Genomic DNA, 15,774 nt, shown 5'->3' on the forward strand with positions numbered 1-15,774 from the left:
CGAGTCAAGGTCCAGTCCACTGGGTGGCGGGTTTCAACTGCTCTCACCACGATGAGAGTTGGGATTCCCGCACCGATTCGGGGTAGCCGCCGGCCCTGTCCTAAGGTCGGATCATGAGCACATACGACGATCTCCCCCCGTACCTGCTGGGCTTCCCCGGGCCGCTGCGGGACCGGCTGGTGGCGGCGGTACTGAGCGGCGCGAAGACCTCGACCACCGGACTGCTGCCCGAGTACGAGGCGGAGGGCGAGCCCCTGCCGGAGGCCGGGCAGCGGGCGGTGCTGGTGGATTCCGACGAGCGGCCGGTGGCCGTCTTGGAGGTGACCGGGGTCCGGGTGGTGCGGCTGGCCGACGTGGACCTGCGGCACGCGCTGGACGAGGGCGAGGGGTACGGCTCGGTGGCCGAATGGCGCGCGGCGCACGAACGGTTCTGGCACAGCGCGCCGATGCGGGAGGCCGTCGGGGATCCGGCCTACACGGTCGACGACGACACGCAGGTGGTGGCGGAGCGGTTCCGGGTCGTGGAGCGGCTGGCTTGAAACCCACCCGTCGGCGTGGACGCCGGGCGGGTACGTCCGCCCGGCGTCCACGCGGCGGGGTTCAGCCGACCGCCCCGGCGGCGGCGCGGCCCGCCGCCCGGCCCGAGAAGATGCAGCCGCCGAGGAAGGTGCCCTCCAGGGCCCGGTATCCGTGGACGCCGCCGCCGCCGAACCCGGCCGCCTCGCCCGCCGCGTAGACGCCGGGCAGCGGTTCGCCCTCCGCGGTGAGGACCCGCGAGGAGAGGTCGGTCTCCAGGCCGCCGAGCGACTTGCGGGTCAGGATCGAGAGCCGGACGGCGATCAGCGGACCGGCCGCGGGGTCGAGGATCCGGTGCGGTGCCGCGGTACGGATCAGCTTGTCGCCGAGGTACCTGCGGGCGCCGTGGATCGACATCACCTGGAGGTCCTTGGTGAAGGGGTTGGCGATCTCCCGGTCCCGGGCCACGACCTGGTCGCGTACGGTCGCCTCGTCGAGCAGGTCCTCCTTGGTGACCGCGTTCATCCCGCGGACCAGGGCGGACAGGTCACGCTCGACGACGAAGTCGGCGCCGTTGTCCATGAACGCCTTCACCGGACCCGGGACGGCTTGGCGCGCCCGGTCGATGACCTGCCGGACGGACCGGCCGGTGAGGTCGGGGTTCTGCTCGGAGCCGGAGAGCCCGAACTCCTTGCCGATGATGCGCTGGTTCAGCACGAACCAGGTGTGGTCGTGGCCGGTCCTCATGATGTGGTCGAGGGTGCCGAGGGTGTCGAAGCCCGGGAAGAGCGGTACGGGCAGCCGGCGGCCGGTGGCGTCCAGCCACAGCGAGGAGGGGCCGGGCAGGATGCGGATGCCGTGCCGGTTCCAGATCGGGTCCCAGTTCTCGATGCCCTCGGTGTAGTGCCACATCCGGTCCTTGTTGATGTGGCTGGCCCCCGCCGCCTCGGCGATGCCCAGCATCAGGCCGTCCACGTGCGCCGGGACGCCGGAGAGCATCCGCCGCGGCGGGGTGCCGAGACGGGCGGGCCACTGGGCGCGGACCAGGTCGTGATTGCCGCCGATGCCGCCGCTGGTCACGATCACGGCCTGGGCCCGCAGCGAGAAGGAGCCGGTGGCCCCGCGGCCGCTCGCGGTGCCCCGTACGGCGTCAGAGGGCTCCAGGACCTCGCCGGTGACGGTGTCCACGGAGCCCGCCGTACGGGAGAGGCCGGTGACGCGGTGGCGGAACTTCAGCGTGACCAGGCCGCGGGCGACCCCGGCCCGGACCCGGCGCTCGAAGGGTGCGACGAGCCCGGGGCCGGTGCCCCAGGTGATGTGGAAGCGGGGGACGGAGTTCCCGTGGCCGTTGGCGTCGTAGCCGCCGCGCTCCGCCCAGCCGACGACGGGGAAGAAGCGCACGCCCTGCCGGTGCAGCCAGGAGCGCTTCTCGCCGGCCGCGAAGTCGACGTACGCCTCGGCCCAGCGGCGCGGCCAGGCGTCCTCCGCGCGGTCGAACCCGGCGGTGCCCATCCAGTCCTGGAGGGCGAGGTCCCGGGTGTCCTTGATGCGCATCCGGCGCTGCTCGGGCGAGTCCACGAAGAAGAGGCCGCCGAAGGACCAGTGCGCCTGGCCGCCGATCGACTGCTCCGGCTCCTGGTCGAGCAGGATCACCTTGCGGCCCGCGTCGACGAGCTCGGCGGTGGCCGCCAGGCCCGCGAGCCCGGCCCCGATCACGATCACGTCTGCGTCGTACGTCATGCGGAACCCGTCCTCCGTCGGTGGTGGGGCGATCCTTGGCTACGGACCGGTAACCCGTCAACAGGGGTGGTTGGATGAACCGTGTGAGTGCTGCCGACGAAGTGCTGGACGTGGTGGACCGGGACGACCGGGTGACGGGGCGGGCCCCGCGCGGCGAGGTGTACGCCCGCGGCCTGATCCATCGCTGCGTGTTCGTGCGCGCCCGGGACGCGGAGGGGCGGATCTTCGTGCACCGCCGGACGGCGTCGAAACTGGTCTTCCCCGCGTCCTACGACATGTTCGTGGGCGGGGTGGTCGGCGCCGGCGAGGACTACGCGCGGGCCGCGCTGCGGGAGGCGGAGGAGGAGCTCGGGGTGCGCGGGCTGCCGCAGCCCGTACCGCTGTTCAAGTTCCTGTACGAGGGCGAGGGCGGGTCCTGGTGGTCGTTCGTGCACGAGGTGCGCTGCGAGCTGCCGGTCGACCCGCAGGCCTCGGAGGTGGACTGGCACGCCTGGCTGCCGGAAGCGGAGCTGGAGCGGCGGGTGGCGGAGGGCGACTGGCCCTGGGTGCCGGACGGGCTGGAGGCGTACCGGCGGCTGCGGGGGTTCCGTGGACCGGGCCAGTAGATTGACCGGGTGATCGACTTCGTCAAGGACGTCCGCCTCTGGTTCGCGCCCGCGCGGCTGAAGGACGAGGGCGAAACCCCCGACTACCGGTTCTCGCTGGCCAACGAGCGGACTTTCCTCGCCTGGATCCGGACCGCCCTGGCGCTGGTGGGCGGCGGGTTCGCGGTGGACCAGTTCCTGCCGGACCTGCGGTGGGCGGTGCGGGTCGGGATGGCGCTGGCGCTGCTCGCGGTCGGTGCGGCCTGCGCGGTGCGGGCGTTGAACCACTGGGTGCGGTGCGAGCGGGCGATGCGGCGGGGCGAGGACCTGCCGCTGTCGCGGTTCCCGGTACTGCTGACGGCGGGGGTGGCGCTGGTCGCGGTGACGATGATGGCGGTCGTGCTGCTGGGCTGGACGAAGGGGCGGTGACCGTCCCCGCGGCGGCCCGCGACGCCGGGCTCCAGCCGGAGCGGACCCGGCTCGCGTGGCGGCGTACGACGCTGGCCTGCTCGGTCGCGGCGGTGCTGGGGCTGCGCCAGGCGATGCGCGGGCCGGGTACCCCGGCGGACGCCGTGGGGGCGGGGGTGATCGTGCTGCTCTGGCTGGCGTTCCTGTGGGTGGCGCACCTGCGGATGCGGGAGCTGGCGGCGGCGGCCCGGCCGCGGGGGCTGGCGTCCGGGGCGGCCCTGGCGACGGTGGCGTGCACGGTGACGCTGGCGGTCTTCGCGATGGCGCTGCTCATCCTGCCGGCGCTGAGCGGCTGATCCTTCCGTCCGATGATCGGCCTTCCCCGCGCCCCTGCCCGACAACGGGCGATTCGGGATGATCGCCCAGCCTCGGCGTCACGACGACCCTGCACCACGAGCACCCCACGCACTACGACGACCACTGACCCGGACCCGGAGGTTTCCCGGCCGGTGACACGGCCGGGACACCGATCGGGAACGCGACCGGGAACGCGACCGGAAACGCGATCAGGGCAGCGATCGCGACAGCGCCCTCCCCCGGCGCCCCGATGCCTGGCAGGATGCTGAGCTCCTGTCAGAGCGACCCGGGGAGAGCGCGGATGACCGTCGCGGAGCCGTACCTCGTCCAGCCCGCGGCCGGGGTGTACGCCTACGTCCAGCCGGACGGGGGCTGGTGCCTGAACAACGCCGGCTTCGTGACCGACGGCGGCCGGACCCTGCTCGTCGACACCGCCGCCACCGAGCGCCGGGCCCACGCGCTGCGCGACGCGGTCACGGCCGCAGGGGCTCCGCTCCCGCGCACGGTGGTGAACACCCACCACCACGGCGACCACACCTACGGCAACGGCGTGTTCACCCCCGGGGCACTGGTCCTCGGGCACGACAACGCACGGGCCGAGCAGCTGGCCGCCGGGCACCAGCTGGAGCTGATCTGGCCCGCTACGGACTTCGGCGCGGTGGAGATCACCGCCCCCGACCTCACCTACAGCGACCGGATCACCCTGCACGTCGGGGGGACGGAGGTACGGGTCATCCACCCCGGCGTCGCCCACACAACCGGCGACTCGGTCGTATGGCTGCCGGACCGCGGGATCGTGTTCACCGGGGACCTGGTGTTCGCCGAGGGGACCCCGTTCCTGGCGATGGGCTCCCTGGCCGGATCGCTGCGCGCGCTGGAGCTGCTGCGCTCGCTGGACGCGGAGACCGTCGTACCCGGCCACGGGCCGCTCACCGACCCGTCGGCGTACGAGGCGACGGAGCGCTACCTGCGGTACGTGGCCGACCTGGCCGGGGAGGGACGGGCGAAGGGACTGACCCCGCTGGAGGCCGCGCGGGGCGCCGACCTCGGCGAGTTCGCGGCCTGGCGGGAGAGCGAGCGCCTGGTGGCGAACCTGCACCGGGCCTACGCGGAGCTGGCCGGGGAGCCCGAGGGCGTCCCGCTGGACGTGCCGGCGGTACTGAGGGACATGACGGTGCTGAACGGCGGGACGCCGATCCCCTGCCACGCGTGACACGGCGGGGGCCGCGGGGGCGACCCGCGGGGGCGGCGGACCGGCCGGGCGGCGGGCCCGCGGGGTGACACGGCCGGGCGAAAGGTGCTCTTTCGGTCGGCCCTCTGGACGGCATACCGACTGGTCGGCATGATGGCATCGTTCCGTCCTCGCACCATCCCCCGACTCCGTACGGAGGCGCGCACCATGTCCTCAGCCCCAGCCGGCCCCCGGGGCCTCGATCCGGAGCGGCTGCGCGTGCACCTCGACGCCGCGCGGCCGGGACTCGTCGCCGGTCCGCTGCGCGGCCGGCTCATCGAAGGCGGCCGGTCCAACCTCACGTACGAGGTCACCGACGGCACCTCCCGCTGGGTGGTGCGCCGGCCCCCGCTGGGGCACGTCCTGGCCACCGCGCACGACATGCGGCGCGAGCACCGGGTCATCGCCGCGCTGCGGGGCACGGCCGTGCCGGTGCCGGGGACGGTGCTGCTGTGCGAGGACGAGTCCGTGCTCGGGGCGCCGTTCTACGTCATGGAGTACGTGGACGGGGTGCCGTACCGCACGGCCGGCGAGCTGGCCGCGCTCGGCCCCGAGCGGACCCGGCGGGCGGTGCTCGGACTGGTCGACACCCTGGTCGAGCTGCACGCGGTGGATCCGGAGGCGGTGGGGCTGGGCGACTTCGGCCGCCCCGAGGGCTTCCTCGACCGGCAGCTGCGGCGGTGGGGCAAGCAGCTGGCGGCCTCCCGGGGCCGGGAGCTCGCCGGGGTCGACGAGCTGCACGCCGCGCTCGGCCGTGCGCTGCCCCGCTCCCCCGTTCCGACGGTGGTGCACGGGGACTTCCGCCTCGACAACGTGCTGATCGGCGGGCCCGACGACACGATCCGGGCGGTGCTCGACTGGGAGATGTCCACGCTCGGCGATCCGCTGACCGACCTGGGCCTGCTGGTGATGTACAGCTCCGACCTCGGCCTGACCGAGTCCCCGGTCAGCACGACGAGCGCGGCGCCGGGCCATCCGCGGCCCGCCGAGCTGATCGAGCGGTACGCCGCCCGCTCCGGCCGCGACACCGGGCCGATCGCCTGGTACACGGCCTTCGCCTGGTTCAAGCTCGCGGTGATCCTCGAAGGCATCCACTACCGCTACACGCTGGGGCAGACCGTCGGGGCCGGCTTCGACCGGATCGGCGAGCTGGTCCCGGTCTTCATCGAGCACGGACTGACCACACTGCAGGACCTCCGGAAAGGTTGAGGCACTCATCCCATGGACTTCGCATTCGACGCCCGGACCGAGGAACTCCGCGAGCGGCTCCTCGCGTTCATGGAGCAGTACGTCTACCCGGCGGAGCCCGTCGCCGCCGAGCAGCGCGCGCGGCTGGCCTCGCCCTGGGACACCCCGGCCGTGTTCGGTGAACTGAAGGCCGAGGCGCGCCGCCAGGGCCTGTGGAACCTGTTCCTGCCCGACGCGGAGCACGGCGCCGGGCTGACGAACCTCCAGTACGCCCCGCTCGCCGAGATCACCGGCCGCAGCCCGCACCTGGCGCCGATGGCGACCAACTGCGCCGCCCCGGACACCGGAAACATGGAGCTGCTCTCCCAGTTCGGGAACGAGGCGCAGAAGAAGCAGTGGCTGGAGCCCCTGCTGGCCGGGGAGATCCGGTCCGCGTTCGCGATGACCGAGCCCGAGGTGGCGTCCTCGGACGCGACCAACGTCGAGACGCGCATCGAGCGCTCGGGCGACACGTACGTGGTCACGGGGCGCAAATGGTTCATCTCCGGGGCGATGAACCCGGACTGCGCGGTCTTCATCGTGATGGGCAAGACCGATCCGGACGGCGCCGACCCGCGGCGCCAGCAGTCGATGATCCTCGTCCCGCGCGACACCCCGGGCGTCGAGGTCCGCCGGGCCATGACGGTGTACGGGTACGAGGACCACGACCACGGCGGCCACGCCGAGGTCGTCTTCGACGGGGCTCGGGTCCCGGCGGCGAACCTGATCGGCGAGGAGGGCACCGGCTTCGCCATCGCCCAGGCCCGGCTCGGTCCGGGCCGCATCCACCACTGCATGCGGCTCATCGGCATGGCGGAGCGCGCCATCGAGCTGATGTGCCGCCGGGCGGTGGAGCGCACGGCCTTCGGCAAGCCGCTGGCGGCGCAGGGCGTCGTGCAGAACTGGATCGCGGACGCTCGGGTGTCGGTGGAGCAGGCGCGGCTGCTGGTGCTGAAGACGGCCTGGCTGATGGACGCGGTCGGCAACCGGGGCGCGCACACCGAGATCCAGGCCATCAAGATCGCGACGCCGCGGGCGGTGGTGGCGATCCTGGACCAGGCGGTGCAGTTGCACGGCGCGGGCGGGGTGAGCCAGGACTTCCCGCTGGCCGAGCTGTGGGCGGCGGCGCGGACGCTGCGGCTGGCCGACGGCCCGGACGAGGTGCACCAGCGGTCCCTGGCCCGGCGGGAGCTGAAGCGGTACCAGTAGCCTCCGGCGGACGGCCGGAAACGGTCCCGGCCCGGATCCTCGGGCCGGGACCCGGACCAGGCCCGGCCCGGACTCGGACCCGGGCCGGGCCCGACCCGGACTCGGACTGGACTGGGGTCGGGCTCCGTGCCCGGGTCCGGCTCGGTCCGGGCCGCGGCGGTCGGTCGCCTCGGCGGCTGGCTCGGCCTGCTGTGCGCGGGCACCGCCTGGTACCTCTCCTTCGCCGGCGTGGCCGAGGCGACCTGGGGCCGCAAGGTCGTGCCCCTGGGCTGACGGGCGTACGGGCCGCTGCCGCGGCGGGCGCGGCCGGCTGGCCGGCGCACCCCTCAGCGCGCTCCGCCCGGAGTTCCTGATGTACGTCCAGGGGCCGGAGGGGTACGTCGGCTGCCCCGCCCTCGCGGGGTGAGCCGTCAGGGCCGCAGGGCGCGCAGCAGCAGGTCCGCGAGGTGGTCGGCGACCTGCTGCGGCGTGAGCGGGCCGTCCGCGCGGTACCAGGTGGAGAGGTGGTGCACGGACCCGAAGTGGTAGTCCACGACCAGGTCGGCGGGGGTGGCCGCGGAGAAGACCCCGGTGCGCTGGCCCTCTTCGACCAGGGCCCGGAACCGCTCGTGGTAGCGCCGGCGTTCCGCCCGTACCTGCTTGAACTTCTCCGGACTGAGCTGGTGCATCGACCGGAAGAAGATCATCGCGTCGTCGAGGTTCTCGATGGTGGTGACGACCACGTCGGCGGCGGCCGCGCGCAGCCGCTCCTCCACGGGGGCGTCGGATCCGGCCACAGCGTCGAGCCGCTGCTGCTGCAGGCGCAGCATCCGCGCGTACACCTCGTGCAGCAGGTCGTCCTTGGAACCGAAGTAGTGGTAGAGCGCGCCCTTGGTGACGCCGGCCGCCTCGACGATCTCCTGGACCGACGTGCGGTCGTAGCCGCGCTCGGCGAACAGTCTGGTGGCGACGGCCAGCAGGCGCTGGGGTACCGGCGCTTCGTGCGTGCCCTCGGGCTCCGTGGTCCTGGCCGCCATGGCGCTGACCTTCCTTCCGTGTGCTTCGTCGTGCCCCGGGCGGCCGTCCGGCTGTTTTCAGCCGCGGTCGCGCAGTTCCCGTCGCAGGATCTTGCCACTGGTCGTCTTGGGAAGGACAGGCAGGATCTCCACCCGGCGCGGGTATTTGTACGCGGCGATGCGTGCGGCGCAGTACGCGGACAGCTCCTCCGGCGCGACCGAGGCACCGGGGCGCAGGCTGACGTAAGCCTTCACGCTCTCCCCGCGGTACGGGTCCGGGACTCCGACGACGGCCGCCTCCCGGACGGCGGGGTGGGTGTAGAGCACGTCCTCGACCTCGCGCGGCCAGACCTTGAAGCCGGAGGCGTTGATCATGTCCTTCTTGCGGTCGACGACGTACAGCCAGCCCGCCGGGTCCATGAACCCGACGTCGCCGGTGCGCAGTTCGCCGTCCGGGAAGGCCCGGGCGGTGTCCTCGGGCAGGCCCCAGTAGCCGGGCACGACCTGGGGGCCGCGGACGGCTATCTCACCGGCCTCGCCGAAGGGGACTTCGGCGCCCTGCTCGTCGAGGATCCGTACGACGGTGTCGGCGCCCGGCACGCCCACCGAGAGGGTGCCGGAGACGGGGTCGACGGGCGCTTCGAGGTGGACGGGGACGGAGGCGCAGGGGGCGGTGCATTCGGTGAGGCCGTAGCCGTTGCGGAGGTAGAAGCCGAAGGAGGCGCGCAGGCGCTCGACGAGCGCGGGGGGCAGCGGTGCTCCGCCGGAGGACAGCACCTGGAAGGACGCGAAGTGGTCGGGGGTGGCGGCCGGGTGGGCGGCGAGGGCCATGAAGGCGGTGGCCGGCCCGACCGCGTAGGCGGGGCGGTGTTCGAGGAAGGCGTCGAGGACGGCGCCGGCGTCGAAACGGTGGGCGAGGGCGAGCGTGCCCGCGTTGGCGAAGCAGGCGGCGAGCTGGCAGACCATGCCGGTGATGTGGAAGAGGGGCGCGAGGGCGAAGTAGGTGGCCCCCTCGGGGAGCGGGTGGCCGGTCACCTGCCGGGCGGCGTTGTAGGTGAGCGCGCCGTGCGGGTTCAGCGCGCCCTTGGGAGTGCCGCTGGTGCCGGAGGTGTAGCTGATCAGCGCGGTGTCCGCGGCGGTGAGGCACGGGTCGTCCGGGGCCGGGTGGCCGTGGCGGGCGACGGCGGTGAGGTCGGCGGCGGTGAGGTCGGCGGCGTCGTCATCGCCGGAAGACCCGGCCGCCCCGGCGGCGGTCCCGTCCGCGGTCCGCACGGCGGGGCGGCCGGCCGGGGCGGCCGGCCCGCTGGTCGGCGCCGGGTCGGGCCGCAGGACCCGGGGGTCGTTGCGCGTCTGGAAGTCCAGGTCGCTCGCGGTCAGGACGGTGCGTACGGCGCTGCCCCGGACGGCCCCGCCCAGGTACGCGTCCCACGCCCGGACGTCGCAGACCAGCGCGACGGCCCCGGAGTCGCGCAGGACGTGTCCGACCTCGCCGGACTTGTACATCGGGTTCAGCGGGACGACCACCGCGCCCGCCTTCCAGGCGGCGAGGACGGCGAGCACGAAGTGCGGGGTGTTCTGGAGCATGAGGGCGACCCGGTCGCCGCGCCGGACGCCCCGCCGCGCGAGGTGTCCGGCGACCGAGTCGGAGAGCGCGTCGGCCTCGGCGTAGCCGGTGCGGCCGTCGAAGTAGGCCAGGGCGGTGCGCCCGGGCGCCCGGGCCGCGGCGGCACGGAAGGCGTGCAGCACGGTGGGCGGCGGCGCGACGGGGGCGCGCTGGGCCGGGCTGAGCAGCGCGAGCCAGGGCCGCGCCGCGTACGGGGAGTCCTGGGGGGCGGCCTGCGGGCTCACCTGGCCTCCCACGTGCGCTGGAGGTGGTTCATGCCCCCCAGCCAGCGGTCCGGATCGGTGGCGCGCGCGGCGTAGTAGTCCGCCACCTCGGGGTGCGGGAGGATCAAGAACCGGCCCTTCTCCATGCCGTCGAACAGTGCGTCCGCCACCGCGTCCGGCTCGATCGCGGTCGGTGCGAGGACGAGTTCGCCCGCCGAGCCCGCGGCGGTCAGCATGTCGGTGCGCACCCCCTGCGGGCAGATGGCGTGGACGTCGACCCCGCGATGGCGGTAGGTCAGCGAGAGCCACTCCGCATAGGCGAGCGCACCGTGCTTGGTGACACTGTACGGGGCCGCGCCGATCATGGTCAGCAGCCCGGCGGCGGAGACGGTGGACACGAACCGGCCACTCCCCCGTTCCAGCCAGTCGGGCAGCAGCAGCCTGGCCGCGCGGACGTGGGCCATGACGTTGGTGTCCCAGGCGGCCTCCCACACGGCCTCGTCGGCGAAGGCGTCACCGCCGGAGGCGAGTCCGGCGTTGGCGCAGTACACGTCGATCGTGCCGCCGAGGGCGTCGCGGGCCTCCGCCACGATCGCCGAGGCGTCACCCGGCACCGCGACGGCCGGGGCGCCGATCCCGTCGGCCACCGCCGCGGCCTTGACGGGGTCGAGGTCGTTGACCACCACAGTGGCGCCCTCGGCGGCGAAGCGGCGGGCGAGGGCGGCGCCGATGCCGCCGCCCGCACCGGTGACGACGACTCGCTGGTCCTGGTACGCGCTCACGGTGATCACCCTTCGTGGCCGGGTGCGGCGGCGGGGTGCGCCGGTGGCAGGCGCCACCGGTCGGCCGCCGCAGATCCGCGGAACGGATCGCGCGCATACTAACCAGTCGGTATGTGCTGGCGGAAGGGCCCTGCGGCCTAGCGTGGCCGGATGAGTCTGTCGCGACGCGGGGTACTGGGGCTGGCGGGGGCCATGGGTGCGGCGGGAGCCGTGGGGCCGGCGGGAGCAGCCGGCGCCGCCGGGAGGGCCGCCGCCGCTCCCGCGGCTCCCGCGGCCTCGGCGGACGGGCGGGTGCGGACCGGCTTCGAGCGGATGGCCGCGGACGGGTACGCCGTACTGGCCGGGCAGCGGGTCGGGGTGGTCACCAACCCGACGGGGATCACCGCGGACGCCCGCCACCTCGTCGACGTCCTGCACGCGGACGAACGGGTCGACCTGGTCGCGGTGTTCGGGCCCGAGCACGGCTTCCGCGGAACGGCGCAGGCCGGCGGCTCCGAGGGGGCCTCCCGCGATCCGGCGACCGGGCTGCCCGTGTACGACACGTACGACACGAGCGGGCAGCGGCTCGCGGACGTGTTCACGGCCGCCGGGATCGACACCGTCGTCTTCGACATCCAGGACGTCGGGGCCCGCTTCTACACCTACATCTGGACCCTGTACGACTGCATGCGCGCGGCCGCGCTCGCCGGCAAGGCGGTGGTGGTGCTGGACCGGCCCAACCCGGTGGGCGGCCGCCGGGCCGCCGGGCCGGTGCTCCAGCGCCCGTACGCGAGCTTCGTGGGACGGGAGCCGATCGCGCTGGCGCACGGGATGACGGCGGCCGAGCTGGCCCTGCTCTTCAACGGCGAGTTCCTGGCCGACCGGCCCGTCGCCCTGCGGACGGTGGCGATGAGCGGCTGGCGGCGGGACTCCTTCTTCGACTCCACCGGGCTGCCGTGGGTGCCGCCGAGCCCGAACATGCCGACGCCGGACACGGCCCTCGCATACGCCGGGACCTGCCTGTTCGAGGGGACGAACCTCTCCGAGGGGCGGGGTACGACCACCCCCTTCGAGGTGGTGGGCGCGGAGGGCGTCGACCGCCGCTGGGCGGAGGCGGCGAACGCCCTGGGGCTGCCGGGGGTGTGGTTCCGGGAGGCGTACTTCACGCCGACGTTCTCCAAACACGCGGGCCGGCTCTGCGGCGGCGTCCGGCTGATCGTGCACGACCGGGAGGCCTTCGATCCCGTGCGGGCGGGGATCGGGCTGCTGGTCACGGCCCGGCGGACGTGGAGCGGCTTCGGCTGGCGCGCGGACCACTGGATCGACAAGCTGACGGGCTCGGACCGGGTCCGCACGATGGTCGACGCGGGCGCCGGGGTGGAGGCGATCGCCGGCGACTGGGCGGCCGGGCTGGACCGGTTCGCGGCGGTGCGCGCGGGGTACCTCCTGTACGGGTGAACCGGCGGCGCCCGGGGGCCGGGCGGGCGCTGCGGCAGGATGCCGGCTCCCGTGGGACGCCCGGGGCGGCGCGAGGGGGATGTCATGGCGGGCACCGTCGACGGGATCGGGGTGGGGCCGTACGCGGAGCTGGTCTTCGACTCCGACGGGGACGCGGACCGGGCCTCCGAGGGTGCGGTGGCCCGCATGGAGGCCACCGACCTGCTGGTCTTCGCGCACGGCTGGAACAGCGACCGGTCCACCTCGACCCGGCTCTACGACCGGTTCTTCGCCCCGTTCCCGGGGCTGGTGGGGCCGGGGGTACGGCTGGGGTACGTGGGTGTGGTCTGGCCCTCGATACGGTTCGCGGACGAGCCCATACCGGACTTCGACGGCCCCGGGCTCCTCGCGCACGCGGAGCAGGACCCGGTGCAGGACCCGGAGCAGGACCCGGTGGTGGCCGCCACGGCCCACGCGGGCCCCGGTACGGCGCTCGACGCCGGTACGGCGCTCGACCCCGGCACCCGCGCGGCCCTGGACGTCTTCTGGCCGGGCCGGCGGGCGGAGCTGGACCGGGTGGCCGAACTGCTGGAGGGGTGCGAGGAGTCGGCGGCCGCCTTCATCGAGTTCGGCGCGCTCGTACGGGAGCTGGCGGGGGTGAACGCCGTGCCCACCGCGGCCGCTCCCCCGGTGCCCGCCGTCTTCACGGAGGACGTCCTGGAAGTGTGCCGGGACCTGGCCCGGGCCTTGGCCGCGGCGGGCGCCCCGCCCGGGGCCGTCGTCCCGGCGGCCGCCGCGGCGGGACGGGAGCCGGCGGCAGCCGCCGAGCTGCGGCCCTTGTGGAAGGGCGCCAAGGAGCTGCTGCGGCAGGCCACGTACTACCAGATGAAGAAGCGCGCGGGAGTGGTCGGCGAGCGCGGCCTCGGCCCGGTGCTGGCCGGGCTGGCCGCCCGCCGCCCGGCCCTGCGCATCCACCTGCTCGGGCACAGTTTCGGGGCGCGGGTGGTGTCCTTCTCCCTGCGCGCGGTGCCGGACGGCGCACGGTACGTGAAATCGCTGACCCTGCTCCAGGGTGCGTTCTCCCACTACGCCTTCGCCGACCGGCTCCCGCACGACCACGGCCGCGGCGGCGCGCTGGCCGGACTCCAGCGCCGGGTCGACGGGCCGGTGGTGGCCTGCCACTCGCCGTACGACACCTCGCTCAAGCTCTTCTATCCGCTGGCCTCCCGGATGGCAGGTGATTCGGCCGGTCTGCTCGGATTCGACGCCCGGTGGGGAGCGATCGGCCACGACGGGGTGCGTGCGGTGCCCGGCGCGCCCCGGATGAGCCTCGACGCCGCCCTGCGCGAGGGGGTCCCCGGGGAGGGTTGCGTCAGCGTGGACACGGGTTCCGTGGTCCGGCGCGGCGGCGCCCCGTCGGGGGCGCACAGCGACATCTGCCACGAGGAACTGGCACGGCTCGTGGTCACCGCGGGGCGCATGGGGCGCTGACTTCCGGCCAAGTGCCACCCGCACGCCTCGACCGCCCCCGCATGCGCCCGCGGTCGGCCGGGCATGTTGGGCACATCGGCGGAGGTGAAGGTGTGATGGCGGGATTCCAAAGTCTGGCCCACCAGGTGCGCGACGCGCGCAATGACCGGGCCCTGCGGCGCCACTCCCTGCGCCGCTGCCTGGAGCGGTTCGCGCCCTACGGGCACCGGGCCACCTGGTGGCACCTGTGCGACCGGCACGGGATCGCCCCGGAGGACCGGGGGGCCGATCCGCTGCGGCTGGTCGCGGCGCTGGAGGAGCTGGAGGAGGCGCGGGCGGTCTGGCTGGAGTACGAGCGGCACTTCGCGGAGCGGCGCAGGCGCGAGAAGCACCACGGGCTGCGGCGTCCGGAGTGGGCGTGGGGCGGCAGCGGGGACGCGGTGGTGCGGTGCGCGGACCCGGGGGTGCGGCCCGAGGGGACGCTGGGCGAGGTGCTGCGGCGGCTGGTGCGGGCGCTGGAGACGGAGCCGGGGACGGGCTGCCCGGTCTGCGGTGACCAGGAGCTGCGCTGGCCGTCGCCGGTGCCGGTGCCGGGTCAGCGGCCGGGCGCGGGAGGTCCGGGCGTACGGAGTCCGGGGGCCGGTCCGGGTGCGGGCTCCGGGCCCGGGCCGTGGGAGGGGGCCTGGGCCTGGGACGGCGGCCCGGTCTGCGCGGGCTGCGGGATCGTGGTGCCGAGACCGGCGCTCGCGGACGTGCCCTCGGCGGGGGCCGCGTGAGGCCGGTGCTGCTGGTGTCGCTGAACGGCGCCCGGGGGGCGGCGGACGGCCCGGCGGTGCCGATGTCCCCGCACGCCCTCGCCGGGTCCGCGCGGGCGGCGGTCGCCGCGGGGGCCGGGGAGGTGCTCGTCCATCCGCGGACCCCGTGCGGGCGGGAGAGCCTGTCGCCCCGGGTGGTCGGGCCGGTGCTGGAGGCACTGCGGGACGCGGGGGTCGGCGTACCCCTGTCGGTGCCGGCGGGCGGGGCGGCGGAACCGGAGTCGGCGGCGCGGCTGGAGCGGGTGCGGTCCTGGTCGGTGCTGCCGGACCGGGCGGAGGTCCGCTTCGCGGAGCCCGGGGCGGTGGAACTCGCCGAGGCGCTGCTCGACCGCGGGGTCTCGGTGGACGCGGTGGTGCCGCTGGGCGGGCCGGCCGGACCGGAGCCGCTGGCGCGGTTCCTGGCCTGGCCGCTGCGCGCTCCCGGGCGGGTCCGGCTGGCCGTGGAGCTCGCGGCGGCCGAACCGGCGCTGGTGGCGGGCCTGGGCGGGCTGCCGCCGGTACCCCTGGTGCTGTACGGGCGGGGGGACGCCGCCTGGCCGGTGCTGCGGCTGGCCGCGCGGTGCGGTACGGGCGCGCGCACCGGCGTCGGGGACGTGCTGCACCTGCCGGACGGGCGGCGGGCCCGGTCGAACGCCGAACTGGTGGCCGCCGCCCGGGCGGAGCAAGCGGGGGCGGGCGGGGCCGGCCGCGCGACCGGTGCGTCCGGCGGGGTGACGGGGGCGGGCGGGGGCGGCTGCGCCGACCGCGGCGCCGCTACAGCCGGGAGCCCGTGAGCCGTTCGCCGAAGATGTCGTCCGGGTTGGACAGCGCGCAGTTCTCCAGCGAGAGGCAGCCGCAGCCGATGCAGTCCGTCAGGTGGTCGCGCAACCGCCCGAGTTGGGTGATCCGCCGGTCGAGCTCGGCGCGCCAGGCCTCGGACAGCCGGGCCCAGTCCTCCCGGGTCGGGGTCCGCTCCTCGGGGAGCCGGCTCAGCGCCTCGCGGATGCTGGCCAGCGGGATGCCCACGCGCTGCGCCGCCCGCACGAAGGCCACCCGGCGCAACGCGTCGCGGGTGTAGCGGCGCTGGTTGCCGGAGGTGCGGCGGCTGCTGATCAGGCCCTTGGACTCGTAGAAGTGGAGCGCGGAGACGGCCGCGCCGCTGCGGGCGGACAGCTGGCCGACGGTGAGTTCGTGGATTTTCTCGGGAATCTGCGGCAC

17 protein-coding genes are annotated in these 15,774 nt (G+C 74.9%); 12 read left to right on the forward strand and 5 right to left on the reverse strand.

Going from position 1 to position 15,774, the window contains the following annotated elements; all coding sequences use genetic code 11:
- The first annotated feature begins 113 nt into the window (after positions 1–113).
- Positions 114–539: an ASCH domain-containing protein gene (locus ACFWW8_RS27715; protein ID WP_386532448.1), complete on the forward strand. Its 426-nt coding sequence runs from the start codon at positions 114–116 to the stop codon at positions 537–539.
- A gap of 61 nt (positions 540–600) precedes the next feature.
- On the opposite strand, the gene ACFWW8_RS27720 is transcribed toward ACFWW8_RS27715, so the two are convergent.
- Entirely contained in the window at positions 601–2,256 is a 1,656-nt protein-coding gene (locus ACFWW8_RS27720; RefSeq protein WP_386532451.1) for an FAD-binding dehydrogenase, read from the reverse strand.
- A 74-nt stretch (positions 2,257–2,330) separates the two neighbouring features.
- Here ACFWW8_RS27720 and ACFWW8_RS27725 point away from each other — a divergent pair, with 74 nt between their 5' ends.
- The 7 genes from ACFWW8_RS27725 (at position 2,331) to ACFWW8_RS27755 (ending at position 7,545) form a co-directional block, all read left to right on the forward strand.
- The gene (locus ACFWW8_RS27725) at positions 2,331–2,861 is read left to right on the forward strand and encodes an NUDIX hydrolase (protein WP_386532453.1); all 531 of its coding nucleotides are present in this window, start codon (positions 2,331–2,333) and stop codon (positions 2,859–2,861) included.
- A gap of 9 nt (positions 2,862–2,870) precedes the next feature.
- Positions 2,871–3,269 (forward strand): YidH family protein, encoded by a 399-nt coding sequence (locus ACFWW8_RS27730; RefSeq protein WP_267722598.1) that lies wholly within the window; start codon positions 2,871–2,873, stop codon positions 3,267–3,269.
- Entirely contained in the window at positions 3,266–3,604 is a 339-nt protein-coding gene (locus ACFWW8_RS27735; protein ID WP_386532456.1) for a DUF202 domain-containing protein, read from the forward strand. The genes ACFWW8_RS27730 and ACFWW8_RS27735 overlap by 4 nt, the downstream gene beginning before the upstream one ends.
- Before the next feature lie 302 nt (positions 3,605–3,906).
- The gene (locus ACFWW8_RS27740) at positions 3,907–4,818 is read left to right on the forward strand and encodes an MBL fold metallo-hydrolase (RefSeq protein WP_386532458.1); all 912 of its coding nucleotides are present in this window, start codon (positions 3,907–3,909) and stop codon (positions 4,816–4,818) included.
- 186 nt (positions 4,819–5,004) lie between these two features.
- On the forward strand, positions 5,005–6,045 hold the full coding sequence (locus tag ACFWW8_RS27745) for a phosphotransferase family protein (protein ID WP_386532460.1): 1,041 nt from the start codon (positions 5,005–5,007) through the stop codon (positions 6,043–6,045).
- Positions 6,046–6,057: 12 nt separating this feature from the next.
- Positions 6,058–7,272 (forward strand): acyl-CoA dehydrogenase family protein, encoded by a 1,215-nt coding sequence (locus tag ACFWW8_RS27750; protein ID WP_386532463.1) that lies wholly within the window; start codon positions 6,058–6,060, stop codon positions 7,270–7,272.
- A gap of 126 nt (positions 7,273–7,398) precedes the next feature.
- Positions 7,399–7,545, forward strand: a complete 147-nt coding sequence (locus ACFWW8_RS27755) for a hypothetical protein (RefSeq protein ID WP_386532466.1) — start codon at positions 7,399–7,401, stop codon at positions 7,543–7,545.
- A gap of 137 nt (positions 7,546–7,682) precedes the next feature.
- Here the strand turns inward: ACFWW8_RS27755 and ACFWW8_RS27760 are convergent, their stop codons facing one another.
- The 3 genes from ACFWW8_RS27760 to ACFWW8_RS27770 are packed head-to-tail and all read right to left on the reverse strand — an operon-like array spanning position 7,683 to position 10,885.
- The gene (locus tag ACFWW8_RS27760; RefSeq protein WP_383927416.1) at positions 7,683–8,288 is read right to left on the reverse strand and encodes a TetR/AcrR family transcriptional regulator; all 606 of its coding nucleotides are present in this window, start codon (positions 8,286–8,288) and stop codon (positions 7,683–7,685) included.
- 57 nt (positions 8,289–8,345) lie between these two features.
- A complete protein-coding gene (locus tag ACFWW8_RS27765) occupies positions 8,346–10,127 on the reverse strand; it encodes an AMP-binding protein (protein ID WP_386532469.1) in 1,782 nt (593 codons plus the stop codon).
- A complete protein-coding gene (locus ACFWW8_RS27770) occupies positions 10,112–10,885 on the reverse strand; it encodes an SDR family oxidoreductase (protein WP_386532471.1) in 774 nt (257 codons plus the stop codon). Before ACFWW8_RS27770 ends, ACFWW8_RS27765 begins: the two co-directional genes overlap by 16 nt.
- 141 nt (positions 10,886–11,026) lie before the next feature.
- Here ACFWW8_RS27770 and ACFWW8_RS27775 point away from each other — a divergent pair, with 141 nt between their 5' ends.
- From ACFWW8_RS27775 to ACFWW8_RS27790, 4 genes are all read left to right on the forward strand, one after another.
- Entirely contained in the window at positions 11,027–12,313 is a 1,287-nt protein-coding gene (locus ACFWW8_RS27775) for an exo-beta-N-acetylmuramidase NamZ domain-containing protein (protein ID WP_386532474.1), read from the forward strand.
- Between the two features lie 84 nt (positions 12,314–12,397).
- Entirely contained in the window at positions 12,398–13,783 is a 1,386-nt protein-coding gene (locus ACFWW8_RS27780; RefSeq protein WP_386532476.1) for a serine-threonine protein kinase, read from the forward strand.
- Positions 13,784–13,878: 95 nt separating this feature from the next.
- A complete protein-coding gene (locus tag ACFWW8_RS27785) occupies positions 13,879–14,538 on the forward strand; it encodes a hypothetical protein (RefSeq protein WP_386532479.1) in 660 nt (219 codons plus the stop codon).
- Positions 14,535–15,350, forward strand: coding sequence for a 3-keto-5-aminohexanoate cleavage protein (locus ACFWW8_RS27790; RefSeq protein WP_386532482.1), 816 nt, complete (start codon positions 14,535–14,537; stop codon positions 15,348–15,350). The genes ACFWW8_RS27785 and ACFWW8_RS27790 overlap by 4 nt, the downstream gene beginning before the upstream one ends.
- Here ACFWW8_RS27790 and soxR read toward each other — a convergent pair.
- Positions 15,331–15,774: a redox-sensitive transcriptional activator SoxR gene (gene soxR / locus ACFWW8_RS27795; RefSeq protein WP_386532484.1), complete on the reverse strand. Its 444-nt coding sequence runs from the start codon at positions 15,772–15,774 to the stop codon at positions 15,331–15,333. The genes ACFWW8_RS27790 and soxR overlap by 20 nt on opposite strands.

The organism is Streptomyces sp. NPDC058701, from assembly GCF_042715295.1.
In the GTDB taxonomy this organism is placed as follows: Bacteria; Actinomycetota; Actinomycetes; order Streptomycetales; family Streptomycetaceae; genus Streptomyces.

Excerpts from the sequence above, each read along its gene's own strand:
- ACFWW8_RS27715 (WP_386532448.1), top strand. The coding sequence starts at position 114 with ATGAGCACATACGACGATCTCCCCCCGTACCTGCTGGGCTTCCCCGGG.
- ACFWW8_RS27720 (WP_386532451.1), bottom strand. The coding sequence starts at position 2,256 with ATGACGTACGACGCAGACGTGATCGTGATCGGGGCCGGGCTCGCGGGC.
- ACFWW8_RS27725 (WP_386532453.1), top strand. The coding sequence starts at position 2,331 with ATGAACCGTGTGAGTGCTGCCGACGAAGTGCTGGACGTGGTGGACCGG.
- ACFWW8_RS27740 (WP_386532458.1), top strand. The coding sequence starts at position 3,907 with ATGACCGTCGCGGAGCCGTACCTCGTCCAGCCCGCGGCCGGGGTGTAC.
- ACFWW8_RS27745 (WP_386532460.1), top strand. The coding sequence starts at position 5,005 with ATGTCCTCAGCCCCAGCCGGCCCCCGGGGCCTCGATCCGGAGCGGCTG.
- ACFWW8_RS27750 (WP_386532463.1), top strand. The coding sequence starts at position 6,058 with ATGGACTTCGCATTCGACGCCCGGACCGAGGAACTCCGCGAGCGGCTC.
- ACFWW8_RS27760 (WP_383927416.1), bottom strand. The coding sequence starts at position 8,288 with ATGGCGGCCAGGACCACGGAGCCCGAGGGCACGCACGAAGCGCCGGTA.
- ACFWW8_RS27775 (WP_386532474.1), top strand. The coding sequence starts at position 11,027 with ATGAGTCTGTCGCGACGCGGGGTACTGGGGCTGGCGGGGGCCATGGGT.
- ACFWW8_RS27780 (WP_386532476.1), top strand. The coding sequence starts at position 12,398 with ATGGCGGGCACCGTCGACGGGATCGGGGTGGGGCCGTACGCGGAGCTG.
- ACFWW8_RS27785 (WP_386532479.1), top strand. The coding sequence starts at position 13,879 with ATGGCGGGATTCCAAAGTCTGGCCCACCAGGTGCGCGACGCGCGCAAT.